General features: G+C 72.0%; 12 protein-coding genes. 11 read left to right on the plus strand and 1 reads right to left on the minus strand.

From position 1 onward, the window contains the following. Positions 1 to 26 precede the first annotated feature (26 nt). The 9 genes from ftsW (at position 27) to ACIP5O_RS16270 (ending at position 8,601) form a co-directional block, all read left to right on the plus strand. The gene (gene ftsW / locus ACIP5O_RS16230; protein ID WP_356543573.1) at positions 27 to 1,367 is read left to right on the plus strand and encodes a putative lipid II flippase FtsW; all 1,341 of its coding nucleotides are present in this window, start codon (positions 27 to 29) and stop codon (positions 1,365 to 1,367) included. 6 nt (positions 1,368 to 1,373) lie between these two features. Further along, positions 1,374 to 2,468, plus strand: a complete 1,095-nt coding sequence (gene murG, locus ACIP5O_RS16235; protein WP_401293581.1) for an undecaprenyldiphospho-muramoylpentapeptide beta-N-acetylglucosaminyltransferase — start codon at positions 1,374 to 1,376, stop codon at positions 2,466 to 2,468. Positions 2,469 to 2,502: 34 nt separating this feature from the next. Then, positions 2,503 to 3,306, plus strand: coding sequence for a cell division protein FtsQ/DivIB (locus ACIP5O_RS16240; protein WP_401293583.1), 804 nt, complete (start codon positions 2,503 to 2,505; stop codon positions 3,304 to 3,306). A gap of 278 nt (positions 3,307 to 3,584) precedes the next feature. Then, complete coding sequence (ftsZ, locus tag ACIP5O_RS16245) at positions 3,585 to 4,802, plus strand: cell division protein FtsZ (RefSeq protein ID WP_401293586.1); 1,218 nt, start codon at positions 3,585 to 3,587, stop codon at positions 4,800 to 4,802. Then, positions 4,799 to 5,575, plus strand: a complete 777-nt coding sequence (gene pgeF, locus ACIP5O_RS16250; protein ID WP_401293589.1) for a peptidoglycan editing factor PgeF — start codon at positions 4,799 to 4,801, stop codon at positions 5,573 to 5,575. Before ftsZ ends, pgeF begins: the two co-directional genes overlap by 4 nt. Next, positions 5,575 to 6,294: a YggS family pyridoxal phosphate-dependent enzyme gene (locus tag ACIP5O_RS16255; protein ID WP_401293592.1), complete on the plus strand. Its 720-nt coding sequence runs from the start codon at positions 5,575 to 5,577 to the stop codon at positions 6,292 to 6,294. The genes pgeF and ACIP5O_RS16255 overlap by 1 nt, the downstream gene beginning before the upstream one ends. Positions 6,295 to 6,416: 122 nt before the next feature. Further along, positions 6,417 to 7,037: a cell division protein SepF gene (locus tag ACIP5O_RS16260; RefSeq protein ID WP_030205527.1), complete on the plus strand. Its 621-nt coding sequence runs from the start codon at positions 6,417 to 6,419 to the stop codon at positions 7,035 to 7,037. 81 nt (positions 7,038 to 7,118) lie between these two features. After that, positions 7,119 to 7,409, plus strand: coding sequence for a YggT family protein (locus ACIP5O_RS16265; protein WP_125664559.1), 291 nt, complete (start codon positions 7,119 to 7,121; stop codon positions 7,407 to 7,409). Between the two features lie 64 nt (positions 7,410 to 7,473). Further along, a complete protein-coding gene (locus tag ACIP5O_RS16270; protein ID WP_401293595.1) occupies positions 7,474 to 8,601 on the plus strand; it encodes a DivIVA domain-containing protein in 1,128 nt (375 codons plus the stop codon). Between the two features lie 171 nt (positions 8,602 to 8,772). On the opposite strand, the gene ileS is transcribed toward ACIP5O_RS16270, so the two are convergent. Next, positions 8,773 to 11,910: an isoleucine--tRNA ligase gene (gene ileS / locus ACIP5O_RS16275; protein ID WP_401293598.1), complete on the minus strand. Its 3,138-nt coding sequence runs from the start codon at positions 11,908 to 11,910 to the stop codon at positions 8,773 to 8,775. A gap of 549 nt (positions 11,911 to 12,459) precedes the next feature. On the opposite strand from ileS, the gene ACIP5O_RS16280 reads away from it, so the two are divergent. Then, positions 12,460 to 13,275 carry a TraR/DksA family transcriptional regulator gene (locus ACIP5O_RS16280; RefSeq protein ID WP_401293601.1) on the plus strand — a complete coding sequence of 272 codons (816 nt, stop codon included), beginning with the start codon at positions 12,460 to 12,462 and terminating at the stop codon, positions 13,273 to 13,275. 283 nt (positions 13,276 to 13,558) lie between these two features. Then, entirely contained in the window at positions 13,559 to 14,155 is a 597-nt protein-coding gene (gene lspA, locus ACIP5O_RS16285; protein WP_401293604.1) for a signal peptidase II, read from the plus strand. Positions 14,156 to 14,157: the final 2 nt, after the last annotated feature.

Below are 14,157 nucleotides of genomic sequence, written 5' to 3' on the forward strand. Positions count from 1 at the left end.
GGACACGACCGGAGGGGACGGCGACCATGCCGAGCAAGATCGCCGGAACGCGCCGGCCCTCCGCCGCACGCGGCGGGGGGCGGGCTCCCGCGACCCCGCGGCGGGCGCGCGGCGGAGGGGTCCGGGGACTCCACGAGCGGGCCAGGAAGGCCTGGGACCGCCCTCTCACGGCGTACTACGTGATCATCGGCGCCGGGATGCTCATCACCGGCCTCGGGCTCGTGATGGTCTACTCCGCCTCGATGATCACCGCGCTCCGCTACGAGCTGGTGCCCTCCTACTTCTTCCGGAAGCAGTTCCTCGCCGCGCTCCTCGGCACCGGACTGCTCTTCCTGGCCTCCCGGATGCCGGTGAGGCTGCACCGGGCGCTCGCCTACCCGATCCTGGTCGGCGCGGTCTTCCTGATGGCCCTCGTGCAGATCCCCGGGATAGGGCACGCGGTCAACGGCAACCAGAACTGGATCTCCCTCGGCGGCCCCTTCCAGCTCCAGCCCAGCGAGTTCGGCAAGCTGGCGCTGATCCTGTGGGGCGCCGACCTGCTCGCCCGCAAGCAGGACATGCGGCTCCTGACCCAGTGGAAGCACATGCTGGTGCCGCTGGTCCCGGGCGCCTTCATGCTGCTCGGACTGATCATGCTCGGCGGCGACATGGGCACCTCGATCGTCCTCGCCGCGATCCTCTTCGGCCTGCTCTGGACGGCCGGCGCGCCCACCCGGCTCTTCGTCGGGGTGCTCACCGTCGCCGGCGCTATCGGCATGCTGCTCATCAAGACGAGTGCCAACCGCATGAAGCGCTTCCAGTGCGTCGGCGCGTCCGACCCCGGCGGCGACGGAGCCCCCTGCCTCCAGGCCGCGCACGGAATCTATGCTCTGGCGTCGGGCGGATGGTTCGGATCCGGGCTCGGTGCGAGCGTGGAGAAATGGGGCCAACTGCCCGAGGCGCACACCGACTTCATCTTCGCGGTCACCGGTGAGGAACTGGGCCTCGCGGGGACGCTGTCGGTACTCGCCCTGTTCGCGGCTCTAGGCTATGCGGGTATCCGCGTGGCCGGAGGCACGGAGGACCCCTTCGTGAGGTTCGCCGCGGGAGGTGTGACCACCTGGATCACGGCGCAGGCCGTGATCAACATCGGTGCGGTGCTCGGCCTGCTGCCGATCGCCGGTGTCCCGCTCCCGCTGTTCTCCTACGGAGGGTCGGCCCTGCTGCCGACCATGTTCGCCGTCGGGCTCCTCATCGCCTTCGCGCGACAGGAACCCGCCGCGAAAGCGGCCCTGGCCATGCGCCGCCCCGGCTGGGGCAAGCGGGTCGGGAAGAGATGGAAGTCGATGCGACGGCGCGTGAAGAAGCGCCCGTCCGGAGAGCGGTGAATTTCGGTGCATGTCGTACTCGCCGGTGGGGGGACCGCCGGCCACATCGAGCCCGCGCTCGCCCTCGCGGACGCCCTGCGCAGGCAGGACCCCAGCGTGGGGATCACGGCGCTCGGCACGGAGAAGGGTCTGGAGACCCGCCTCGTGCCCGAGCGGGGCTACGAGTTGGCGCTCATCCCCGCCGTGCCGCTGCCCCGCAAGCCCACCCCCGAGCTGATCACCGTCCCCGGGCGGCTGCGCGGCACGATCAAGGCGGCCGAGCAGGTCCTGGAGCGCACCGAGGCGGACTGCGTGGTCGGCTTCGGCGGCTACGTGGCCCTGCCCGGCTACCTGGCCGCCAAGCGGCTCGGGGTGCCGATCGTGGTCCACGAGGCCAACGCCCGGCCCGGCCTGGCCAACAAGATCGGTTCGCGGTACGCGGCCGGGGTCGCCGTCGCCACCCCGGACAGCAAGCTCCGCAACGCCCGTTACATCGGCATCCCGCTGCGGCACACCATCGCCACCCTCGACCGGGCCCGGGTGCGCCCCGAGGCGCGCGCCGCGTTCGGCCTCGACCCGAACCTGCCGACGCTGCTCGTCTCGGGCGGCTCGCAGGGCGCCCGGCGCCTCAACGAGGTCGTCCAGCAGGTCGCCCCGGTGCTCCAGCGCTCCGGCATCCAGATCCTGCACGCGGTCGGCCCGAAGAACGAAATGCCGCGCGTCGACAACATGCCCGGTATGCCGCCGTACGTACCGGTACCGTACGTGGACCGGATGGATCTCGCGTACGCCGCGGCCGACATGATGCTCTGCCGCGCGGGCGCGATGACCGTCGCCGAGCTCTCCGCCGTCGGGCTGCCCGCCGCCTACGTCCCGCTGCCCATCGGCAACGGCGAACAGCGGCTCAACGCCCAGCCGGTGGTCAAGGCCGGCGGCGGGCTCCTCGTCGACGACGCGGAGCTGACGCCGCAGTGGGTGCAGGGCAACGTCCTGCCCGTACTGGCCGATCCGCACCGGTTGTACGAGATGTCCCGCGCCGCCGCCGAGTTCGGCCGCCGGGACGCCGACGACCTGCTCGTCGGCATGGTGTACGAGGCGATCGCCGCCCGCCGCCAGGCGTAGCGCGGCGCTCCGGACGGAAGGCAGGAGGCGCCGGGTGGCAACCGCACCGACGACCGCCGGGAAGAGCGGCGCACGCGGGTCGAAGGGGTCGTCGGACGGTCCGTCCCGGCCGGGCGCCCGGAATCGAAGGTTCCGGGTGCCCGCGCCCCGGCTCCTGTTCTCCGCGCTCGGCCTCGCGGCGGTCGCCGTCGGCGTGCTCTGGGCGCTCTACGGGTCGGACTGGTTCCGTGTGGAACGTGTGAAGACTTCCGGCACGCGGGTCCTGACCGCGGCCCAGGTCGAGAAGGTCGCGGCCGTCCCGGCCGGCGCCCCGCTCGCCTCCGTCGACACCGACGCGATCGCGGCCCGGACCCGGCGGCTGCTGCCGCGGATCGAGTCGATCGAGGTCGTGCGGTCCTGGCCGCACGGAATCGACCTTAAGGTGACGGAACGGCAGCCGGTCCTGCTCATCGAAAAGGGCGGAAAGTTCACCGAAGTGGACATGGGCGGCGTGCGGTTCGCCACCGTCGCCACCGCCCCCCGGGGCGTCCCCCTGCTGGTCCTCGACGCCTCCTCCTCCCCGAGCCTCCGCCGCTTCGGCGCGGACCGACTGCTCGGGGAGGCGGTCCGCGTCCGGGGCGAACTCCCGGCGGAGGTCGCCCGGGACACCCGGGCCGTCCGCGTCACCTCGTACGACTCCGTCACGCTCGAACTGACCGGCGGCCGGACCGTCCTCTGGGGCAGCGGCGAACACGGCCCCGTCAAGGCCCGGGTCCTCACCGCCCTCATGAAGGCCGTTCCCAAAGCGGGGCACTTCGACGTAAGTGCCCCCACGGCGCCCGCCGCGTCGGGGAGTTGACGGGCGTCACCGCTGGCCAGCACCCTGGTTGGCCAGCGCTACGGGTGATCACATAGGGTGAAAAGAAAAACGGGAGGTTCGGCGTGTTCGTTGAACGTGCGCCACTTGTCGACTTAGTGTCCTGTTCGGAAGAGTCCAGCGAACAGAGACACTGGTAACCCTAAACTTCAACGTTAGGGTTTGGGTCGGCGTTTCGGACCGTCCCAATCGGCATCCGTCGTCGCAGCGCGGCCAACCGCGCGGTGGCGACACGTAACTCGAGGCGAGAGGCCTTCGACGTGGCAGCACCGCAGAACTACCTCGCAGTCATCAAGGTCATCGGTGTCGGCGGCGGTGGTGTCAATGCCATCAACCGAATGATCGAGGTCGGTCTCAAGGGCGTCGAGTTCATCGCGATCAACACCGACGCGCAAGCGCTGTTGATGAGCGACGCCGACGTCAAGCTCGACGTCGGCCGTGAACTCACCCGCGGCCTCGGGGCCGGGGCGAACCCGGCCGTCGGTCGCAAGGCGGCAGAGGACCACCGCGAGGAGATCGAGGAGGTCCTCAAGGGGGCCGACATGGTCTTCGTCACCGCCGGCGAAGGCGGCGGCACCGGCACCGGCGGCGCCCCCGTCGTGGCCAACATCGCGCGCTCGCTCGGCGCCCTCACGATCGGCGTGGTCACCCGGCCGTTCACCTTCGAGGGACGCCGGCGCGCCAACCAGGCGGAGGACGGCATCGCCGAGCTCCGCGAAGAGGTCGACACCCTCATCGTCATCCCCAACGACCGGCTGCTCTCGATCTCGGACCGCCAGGTCTCCGTGCTCGACGCCTTCAAGTCGGCCGACCAGGTCCTCCTGAGCGGTGTCCAGGGCATCACCGACCTCATCACCACCCCGGGTCTGATCAACCTCGACTTCGCCGACGTCAAGTCGGTCATGTCCGAGGCCGGATCGGCCCTCATGGGCATCGGCTCCGCCCGCGGCGACGACCGCGCGGTGGCCGCCGCGGAGATGGCGATCTCCTCGCCGCTCCTGGAGGCCTCCATCGACGGCGCCCGCGGCGTGCTGCTCTCCATCTCCGGCGGCAGCGACCTCGGCCTCTTCGAGATCAACGAGGCGGCGCAGCTGGTCAGCGAGGCGGCCCACCCCGAGGCCAACATCATCTTCGGCGCCGTCATCGACGACGCCCTGGGTGACGAGGTGCGGGTCACCGTCATCGCGGCCGGCTTCGACGGCGGCCAGCCGCCGGCCCGCCGGGACAACGTCATCGGCTCGGTCTCCGCCAAGCGCGAGGAGCCCGCCTCGGCGCCCCGCACCACCGAGACCTCCCGCCCGCTGGGCGGCCTCGGCACGGTGACCCCGCGCGAGGACCCGGCCCCCGCGCCGGTCGAGCCCCCGGCCCCGGCCGTCAATGAGGCCCCGCTGACCCCGGCCCCGCCGGTGGTCCCCCCGGCCCGTCCGTACGCGGACAGCCAGGCCGAGGAGCTGGACGTCCCGGACTTCCTGAAGTGATAGGACGTCGCTTCGACGCGAACGGCGCGCACTTCGCCTTCACCGACCGGTGGGGCGGGGTGAGCGCCGTTCCGTACGAGGAGCTCAACCTCGGCGGCGCGGTGGGCGACGACCCCGGGGCCGTGCTCGCCAACCGGTCGCTCGCCGCCGGGAGCCTCGGGCTCGACCCGGGCCGGGTGGTCTGGATGAACCAGGTGCACGGCGCGGACGTGGCCGAGGTCGAAGGCCCCTGGGGCGGCGCGGAGATCCCCTCCGTCGACGCCCTCGTCACCGCCCGGCGCGGGCTCGCCCTCGCCGTCCTCACCGCCGACTGCGTCCCGGTCCTGCTCGCCGACCCCGTCGCCGGGGTCGCGGCCGCCGCCCACGCCGGACGGCCCGGCATGGTCGCCGGGGTCGTCCCGGCCGCCGTGAAGGCCATGACCGGCCTGGGCGCCGACCCCGCCCGGATCGTCGCCCGCACCGGACCGTCCGTCTGCGGACGGTGCTACGAGGTGCCGGAGGCGATGCGCGACGAGGTCGCGGCCGTCGAGCCGGACGCCGCCGCGGAGACCTCCTGGGGGACCCCCGCCGTCGACGTCGCCGCCGGAGTGCGCGCGCAGCTCGCCCGGCTCGGGGTCCGGGACGTCGGGGACGCCGGGGTCTGCACCCTGGAGTCCCGCGACCACTACTCGTACCGCCGCGACCGCACCACGGGGCGACTCGCGGGATATGTCTGGCTGGACGCCGAGTCCTCCCGGGGCGCGACCCCCGGATCCCCGGCAGGAAAGAGCTGATGACGGACCGCACGGCGGAACTCGCCGAGAACCTGGCCCGGGTGGAGGCGCGCATCGCCGCCGCCTGCGCCGCCGCGGGGCGCGCGCGCGAGGAGGTCACCCTGATCGTGGTGACCAAGACCTACCCCGCGAGCGACGTGAGAATCCTCCACGGCCTGGGCGTTCGGCACGTCGCCGAGAACCGGGACCAGGACGCCGCCCCCAAGGCGGCCGCCTGTGCCGATCTCGACCTCACCTGGCACTTCGTGGGCCAGTTGCAGACGAACAAGGTCAAGTCCGTGGTCGGTTATGCCGATGTGGTGCAGTCCGTCGACCGCCCGAAGCTCGTCTCCTCCCTCTCCGCCGCCGCGGAGAGGAAGGGGTCCGAACTCGGCTGTCTGATCCAGGTCGCGCTCGACGCGGAGTCCGGCGAGCGGGGCGACCGCGGCGGCGTGGCGCCGGACGGGATCGAGGAGTTGGCGGCGGCCGTGGACGCCGCCCCCGGGCTGCGGCTCGACGGCCTGATGACGGTCGCCCCGCTCACCGGCCCGTACGCGGGCGAGCCCCGCGCGGCCTTCGACCGGCTGATGGATTCGTCGACTGCCCTGCGCGCGACCCGTCCGGCTGCGAACATGGTGTCGGCAGGGATGAGCGGAGACCTCGAAGAGGCCGTCGCCGCCGGGGCGACACACGTACGCGTCGGTACGGCGGTACTCGGAGTCCGCCCGAAGCTCGGGTAACGTCGCGAAGCAAGTCGGACCACAGCAGAAAATATGGTCATTCCGCAGAACGGCGGGACGACCCGTGGATCGCCGGCACTTGGTGACGAGGCCGATCCACCACAGAGCGGAGGAATCGGAGAATGGCCGGCGCGATGCGCAAGATGGCGGTCTACCTCGGCCTCGTGGAGGACGATGGGTACGACGGCCGGGGCTTCGACCCCGACGACGACTTCGAACCCGAGCTGGAGCCGGAGCCCGAGCGCGACCGGCGTCACGTTCCCCCGCGACAGGTGGAGCACGAGGAGCCGGTGCGCGTGGTGAAGCCCCCGGCCCCCCGGGAGCCCGTCGCCCATTCCGTCCCGGTACTCGCCGAAAGCGGACGTCCGGCCCGAATTGCCCCCGTGGCATCCATCACACCCGAACGCCCGAGCCTGGAGAAGAACGCACCGGTGATCATGCCCAAGGTCGTGTCCGAGCGGGAGCCCTACCGCATCACCACGCTGCACCCCCGGACCTACAACGAGGCCCGTACCATCGGGGAACACTTCCGTGAGGGCACTCCGGTGATCATGAACCTCACGGAGATGGACGACACGGACGCGAAGCGACTTGTCGACTTCGCCGCCGGACTCGTCTTCGGGCTCCATGGCAGCATTGAGCGCGTGACGCAGAAGGTGTTCCTGTTGTCGCCTGCTAACGTCGATGTCACGGCGGAGGACAAGGCCCGGATCGCAGAGGGCGGATTCTTCAACCAGAGCTGAGAACACAGGAACCGGACGGACCGGTCGCGAGGGCGGCCGGACGAGCGAGAGCACGCAAGCCAGGGGAGAGGGAAACGCGGGATGGGCGTCGCACTACAGGTGGTCTACATCGTGCTGATGTGCTTCCTCGTCCTCCTGATCGTCCGGCTTGTCATGGACTACGTCTTCCAGTTCGCCCGTTCATGGGAACCCGGTAAGGCGATGGTGGTCGTCCTTGAGGCCACTTACACTGTCACCGATCCACCGCTCAAGCTTCTGCGGCGGCTGATCCCGCCGCTGCGTCTCGGGGGCGTGGCACTCGACCTGTCCTTCTTCGTTCTGATGATCATCGTCTGGATCCTGATCTCCCTCGTGAGCAGCTTCGCGAGGTGAGTGAGATGCGTGTGGACGATACGGTCTTGCCGACTGCCGACGACTACGTAGAGGTGAAGAAGAGATGCCGCTGACTCCCGAGGACGTGCGGAACAAGCAGTTCACGACCGTCCGCCTTCGAGAAGGCTATGACGAGGACGAGGTCGATGCCTTCCTCGACGAGGTCGAGGCCGAGCTGACCCGCCTGCTTCGCGAGAACGAGGACCTGCGCGCCAAGCTGGCCGCCGCGACGCGCGCCGCCGCGCAGAACCAGCAGCAGCAGGGCATGCGCAAGCCCCCGGAGCAGCAGGATCGTCCCGTCGGTCCCGGGGCCCCGGTCCCCGCCGCCATATCCGGACCGCCGGTCCAGCAGCAGCCGCCGCAGATGGGCCCGCCGCAGCTGCCTTCCGGTGCCCCTCAGCTTCCCGCCGGCCCGATGCAGGGCGGCCCCATGCAGGGCGGTCCCATGCAGGGTGGCCCCATGCAGGGCGGTCCCATGGGTCCCGGCCCGATGCAGGGCGGCCCCATGCAGGGCGGACCGATGGGTCCCGGCCCGATGCAGGGCGGCCCGATGGGCCACCCGCAGCAGATGCAGCAGCAGCCCGCGCAGGCTCCGGGCGGCGACAGCGCCGCGCGCGTCCTCTCGCTGGCCCAGCAGACCGCCGACCAGGCGATCGCGGAGGCCCGTTCCGAGGCCAACAAGATCGTCGGCGAGGCGCGCTCGCGCGCCGAGGGCCTGGAGCGGGACGCCCGCGCCAAGGCCGACGCCCTGGAGCGGGACGCGCAGGAGAAGCACCGCGTCGCGATGGGCTCCCTGGAGTCCGCCCGCGCCACCCTCGAGCGCAAGGTCGAGGACCTGCGGGGCTTCGAGCGCGAGTACCGCACGCGCCTGAAGTCGTACCTGGAGTCGCAGCTGCGCCAGCTGGAGACCCAGGCGGACGACTCGCTGGCTCCGCCGCGGACCCCGGCCGCGGCCTCCCTGCCGCCGGCCCCGTCGATGGCCTCGGCCGGCGCCGGTGCTCCGTCCTACGGCGGCGGCACGATGGGTGGCGCTCCGTCCATGGGCGGCGCCCCGTCCTACGGCGGCGGTCAGCAGCAGATGTCCCCGGCGATGACCCAGCCGATGGCTCCGGTCCGTCCGCAGGCACCGCAGCCGATGCAGCAGGCTCCGGCGCCGATGCGGGGCTTCCTGATCGACGAGGACGACAACTGACGGCGGGCGGTCGCGCGACGAGCGCGTAGCCGTCGGCAGGCTACGAGGGCCGGCTCCCGGGAAACCGGGGGCCGGCCCTTCGTCGTGCGCTCCGCGCGCGGAGACGTACGGCAGGAGAAAGCGGAAGGCCCGGCGCCCCGGGACGGGGTGCCGGGCCTTCCGCCGTGCCGGTTACGCCTTGCGGAGGCGGAACGTCAGGCCGAGGGACTCGTCCGTGAACGGGGCGCCGTAGGTGTCGTCGGCCTCGCCGTTCGCGTGGTCCGTCGCCAGGACCTCGTCCGCGATGAGGGCCGCGTGGGCCGTCAGGGCCTCCGTGGTCTCCTCGGAGTCCGCGGTCCAGCGCAGGGCGATCCGGTCGGCGACGTCCAGGCCGCTGTTCTTGCGGGCCTCCTGGATCAGCCGGATCGCGTCACGGGCCAGGCCCGCCCGGCGCAGCTCCGGGGTGATCTCCAGGTCCAGGGCGACCGTCGCGCCCGCGTCCGAGGCGACCGACCAGCCCTCGCGGGGGGTCTCCGTGATGATGATCTCCTCGGGAGTGACGGTGATCGTCTCGCCGTTCACCTCCAGGCTCGCCCCGCCGGAGCGCAGCGCCAGGGAGAGGGCCGCCGCGTCCGCCGCCGCCACCGCCTTCGCCACGTCCTGGACGCCCTTGCCGAAGCGCTTGCCCAGGGCCCGGAAGTTCGCCTTCGCCGTCGTGTCGACGAGCGAGCCGCCGACCTCGGAGAGGGACGCGAGGGAGGAGACGTTCAGCTCCTCCGTGATCTGGGCCCGGAGCTCGGGGGAGAGCGCCGCGAAGCCGTTGGCGGCGACCAGGGCGCGGGAGAGCGGCTGACGGGTCTTCACGCCCGACTCGGCGCGCGTCGCCCGGCCCAGCTCGACCAGGCGCCGGACGAGCAGCATCTGCTCGGAGAGCGTGCCGTCGATCAGCGCGGCGTCCGCCTCCGGCCAGGTGGCCAGGTGGACCGACTCCGGGGCGTTCGGGGTCACCGGCACCACCAGGTCCTGCCAGACCCGCTCGGTGATGAACGGGGTCAGCGGGGCCATCAGGCGCGTGACCGTCTCCACGACCTCGTGCAGGGTCCGCAGGGCCGCCTTGTCGCCCTGCCAGAAGCGGCGGCGCGAGCGGCGCACGTACCAGTTGGACAGGTCGTCCACGAACGCCGACAGGAGCTTGCCGGTGCGCTGGGTGTCGTACGACTCCATCGCTTCGGTCGCCTCGGCCACCAGCGTGTTCAGCTCGGACAGCAGCCACTTGTCGAGGACCGTGCGGTCGGCCGGGGCCGGGTCCGCCGCGCTCGGCGCCCAGCCGGACGTGCGGGCGTACAGCGCCTGGAAGGCGACCGTGTTCCAGTACGTCAGGAGGGTCTTGCGGACGACCTCCTGGATCGTGCCGTGGCCCACCCGGCGGGCCGCCCACGGCGAGCCGCCGGCCGCCATGAACCAGCGGACCGCGTCGGCGCCGTGCTGGTCCATCAGCGGGATCGGCTGGAGGATGTTCCCCAGGTGCTTGGACATCTTGCGGCCGTCCTCGGCGAGGATGTGGCCCAGGCAGACCACGTTCTCGTACGACGACTCGTCGAAGACCAGGGTGCCGACGGCCATCAGCGTGTAGAACCAGCCGCGGGTCTGGTCGATCGCCTCGGAGATGAACTGCGCCGGGTAGCGGCTCTCGAACAGCTCCTTGTTCTCGTACGGGTAGCCGTACTGCGCGAACGGCATCGAGCCCGAGTCGTACCAGGCGTCGATGACCTCCGGGACGCGGGTCGCCGTCTTCGAGCAGTCCGGGCACGGGAAGGTGACCGCGTCGATGTACGGGCGGTGCGGGTCCAGGCCCGACTGGTCGGTGCCGGTCAGCTCCGTCAGCTCCGCGCGCGAGCCCACGCAGGTGAGGTGCCCGTCCTCGCAGCGCCAGATCGGCAGCGGGGTGCCCCAGTAGCGGTTGCGGGAGAGCGCCCAGTCGACGTTGTTGGTCAGCCAGTCGCCGAAGCGCCCGTGCTTGACCGACTCCGGGAACCAGTGGGTCTTCTCGTTCTCCGCGAGCATGCGGTCCTTGACCGCGGTCGTGCGGATGTACCAGGACGGCTGCGCGTAGTAGAGCAGGGCCGTGTGGCAGCGCCAGCAGTGCGGGTAGCTGTGCTCGTACGCGATGTGCCGGAAGAGCAGGCCGCGCGCGTCCAGGTCGGCGGTCAGCTTCTCGTCGGCCTTCTTGAAGAAGACGCCGCCGACCAGCGGCACGTCCTCCTCGAAGGTGCCGTCGGGGCGGACCGGGTTCACGACCGGCAGGCCGTACGCCTTGCAGACCTTGAGGTCGTCCTCGCCGAAGGCGGGGGACTGGTGAACCAGACCCGTGCCGTCCTCGGTCGTCACGTACTCGGCGTTGACGACGTAGTGCGCCGGCTCCGGGAACTCGATCAGCTCGAACGGGCGCTCGTACGTCCAGCGCTCCATGTCCTTGCCGGTGAAGGTCTCGCCGGTGGTCACCCAGCCCTCGCCGAGCGCCTTGTCGACCAGCGGCTCGGCGACGACGACCTGCTCGTCGCCGTCGGTGGCCACCACGTAGGTGACCTCGGGGTGGGCGGCGACCGCCGTGTTGGACACCAGGGTCCACGGGGTCGTCGTCCAGACCAGGAGCGCCGCGCGGCCGGCCAGCGGGCCGGAGGTCAGCGGGAAGCGGACGTAGACCGAGGGGTCGACGACCGTCTCGTAGCCCTGCGCCAGCTCGTGGTCGGAGAGGCCGGTGCCGCAGCGGGGACACCAGGGGGCGACCCGGTGGTCCTGGACCAGCAGGTCCTTCTCGAAGATCTGCTTCAGCGACCACCAGACCGACTCGATGTACGAGGGGTCCATGGTCCGGTACGCGTCGTCGAGGTCGACCCAGTAGCCCATCCGGGTCGTCAGCTCGGCGAAGGCGTCGGTGTGGCGGGTCACCGACTCGCGGCACTTCGCGTTGAACTCCGCGATGCCGTAGTCCTCGATGTCCTTCTTGCCGGAGAAGCCGAGCTCCTTCTCGACGGCGAGCTCGACCGGCAGGCCGTGGCAGTCCCAGCCGGCCTTGCGGGCCACGTGGTAGCCGCGCATGGTCCGGAAGCGGGGGAAGACGTCCTTGAAGACGCGGGCCTCGATGTGGTGGGCGCCCGGCATGCCGTTGGCGGTGGGCGGGCCCTCGTAGAAGACCCACTCGGGGCGTCCCCCGGACTGCTCCAGGGTCTTCGCGAAGACCTTGCTCTCCTGCCAGAAGTCGAGCACGGCGTGCTCGAGGGCGGGCAGGTCGACCTGGGCGGGCACCTGGCGGTACTGCGGCGGTGTCATGCGGCGGACTCTCCTCCGGACGGACGGTTCTGCTTCCGTCGGAGGGACGAGAGCGCTGCTCCCGCGGTACCACCCTCCTTGGCTCCGGACGTGACCGCCCCGAACCCCCTCATTGGGGTCGCGACGCCGGGTCTAGTCACCGCGCCCGTGGGGCGGCTTTCTTCCGGCGGCTCCGGGGTGATGCTTCACATCGGGCTCGCCCCCGGGCTCTCACCGTCCCCGGGTCGCTCATGGCTGCGTACGACGCTACTCGTCCCCATCCAAGCCTTTCGCTGAGCCCAGTGTACGGGGCCCGGGGACGGGGGGCGGACCGGTTTTCCCGTGACCCGAATGGCCACACGGCGGGCGCCGGACCCGGTGCGGGGCCATGTGGGGGAAGGCCGGGGCGGATAACCGGGCGGGGAGCTGGGCACAACGGATGCAGGCCGCCCCGGCGGGGAGCGGGGGCGGGTGGGAACGGCGGCGTGCCCCGTTGCCGCGGGCCTCGGGCCGATTTATCGTCCCAGCACGATTCGCGAGCAAGATCACAAAATGTGAAGGGGCCGCGACATGGTGGCGAAGAAGACCGCCGCGAAGAAGACCACGGCCGGAGGGCGGACGGCGGTCGCCGGACGCCCCGCGGTCGCGGAGGAACCGCCGGCCCCCGGGAAGAAGGGGGCCGGCCGGGCGGGCGCCAAGAAGGCGGTCGCGAAGAAGGTGGCGGCCGCGAAGGAGACGGTCGCGAAGAAGGCCGCGGCGGCCAAGAAGGCCGTCGTGGAGAAGACGGGAGCGGCGGCCCCCGCCGAGGCGGCCTCCGCCGAGGCCGCAGCCGCCCCGGGCGCGCCCGCCGGGAAGGCCGGGGCGAAGAGGGAGGCCGCGGGCAAGGCGCCCGCGCGGAAGCAGACAGGAGCCAGGACGGTGGCAGCGAAGAAGACCGCGGGTGGCGTCACGACCGTCGACGACGGGGTCGCGGTGCCCCCGGCCCGTACCGGCGAGCTCGCGGTCCGGCCGGGCGAGGACCCGTGGACGCCCGAGGAGGCCGCCGAGGCCCGCGACGGGCTCCAGGCGGAGGTGCTGCGGCTGCGCAGCGAGCTCGCGCACTCCCAGGAGGAGCTGACCGGCCTCATGCGGGACTCGGGCGACGGGGCCGGGGACGACCAGGCCGACACCGGCACCAAGAACATCACCCGCGAGCACGAGCTGGCCCTCGCGGCCAACGCCCGGGAGATGCTGGAGCAGACCGAGCACGCCCTGGAGCGGCTCGACGCCGGCACGTACGGCCTGTGCGAGGTGTGCGGCAAGCCGATCGGCAAGGCCCGGATGCAGGCCTTCCCGCGGGCCACCCTCTGCGTCGAGGACAAGCAGCGCCAGGAACGACGCGGCTGAGAGGGGCGGGACGCGGCGCCCGGGCGGCACGCCCCGGCGGCCCCGGCGCGGGACGGACGACCGGCGCCGGGGCGGCAGCGGTGCGGGCCGGACTCCTGGTCACGGCAGCGGGTGCCCCGGTGGGTCGCGGCCGGGGTCCGGGGCGGGGTACGGCCCGGTGGTGACGCCGGGCGGCCCCGGTCGCCGGTGCGCCGGGTGGCCGGTGGTCTCGGCCGACGGCCCCGTACGCCCGTGCCGTACCCTCGGTGCACGGTCAGGCATCGAGGTCGAGGGACTCACTCACGTGGCAGAGGCGGAGCGCATCATCGGTACGCCGGATTCAGCAGGGGCCGACGAGTCGGCCGCCTCCGACGGCACGGACGCCGGCACGGACGCCCCCGTGGAGCGTCCCCGGGGCAGGCGCAGGATCGTCGCCCTGTTCGTGGTCGCCGTCCTGGCCTATCTGCTCGACCTCGGCAGCAAGATCCTCGTGGTCGAGAAGCTGGAGGGCCGCGACCCGATCCCGGTGATCGGCGACCTGCTCCGCTTCGACGCCGTCCGGAACCCGGGCGCCGCCTTCGGCATGGGCGAGGCCTTCACGATCATCTTCACCTGCATCGCCGCCGTCGTGATCGTCGTGATCGTCCGGCTCGCGCGGAAGCTCTACAGCCTGCCCTGGGCCATCGCGCTCGGCCTGCTCCTCGGCGGCGCGCTCGGCAACCTCACGGACCGGATCTTCCGCTCGCCGGGCGTCTTCGAGGGCGCGGTCGTCGACTTCATCGCCCCCGCGCACTTCGCCGTCTTCAACCTCGCCGACTCGGCGATCGTCTGCGGCGGCATCCTCATCGTGATCCTGTCGTTCCGGGGCCTGGACCCGGACGGGACCGTCCACAAGGACTGACA

The organism is Streptomyces sp. NPDC088915, assembly GCF_044749825.1.
Taxonomy (GTDB): domain Bacteria; phylum Actinomycetota; class Actinomycetes; order Streptomycetales; family Streptomycetaceae; genus Streptomyces.

Excerpts from the sequence above, each read along its gene's own strand:
- ACIP5O_RS16260 (WP_030205527.1), top strand. The coding sequence starts at position 6,417 with ATGGCCGGCGCGATGCGCAAGATGGCGGTCTACCTCGGCCTCGTGGAG.
- ftsW (WP_356543573.1), top strand. The coding sequence starts at position 27 with ATGCCGAGCAAGATCGCCGGAACGCGCCGGCCCTCCGCCGCACGCGGC.
- ACIP5O_RS16280 (WP_401293601.1), top strand. The coding sequence starts at position 12,460 with ATGGTGGCGAAGAAGACCGCCGCGAAGAAGACCACGGCCGGAGGGCGG.
- ileS (WP_401293598.1), bottom strand. The coding sequence starts at position 11,910 with ATGACACCGCCGCAGTACCGCCAGGTGCCCGCCCAGGTCGACCTGCCC.
- ACIP5O_RS16255 (WP_401293592.1), top strand. The coding sequence starts at position 5,575 with ATGACGGACCGCACGGCGGAACTCGCCGAGAACCTGGCCCGGGTGGAG.
- ACIP5O_RS16270 (WP_401293595.1), top strand. The coding sequence starts at position 7,474 with ATGCCGCTGACTCCCGAGGACGTGCGGAACAAGCAGTTCACGACCGTC.
- ACIP5O_RS16265 (WP_125664559.1), top strand. The coding sequence starts at position 7,119 with ATGGGCGTCGCACTACAGGTGGTCTACATCGTGCTGATGTGCTTCCTC.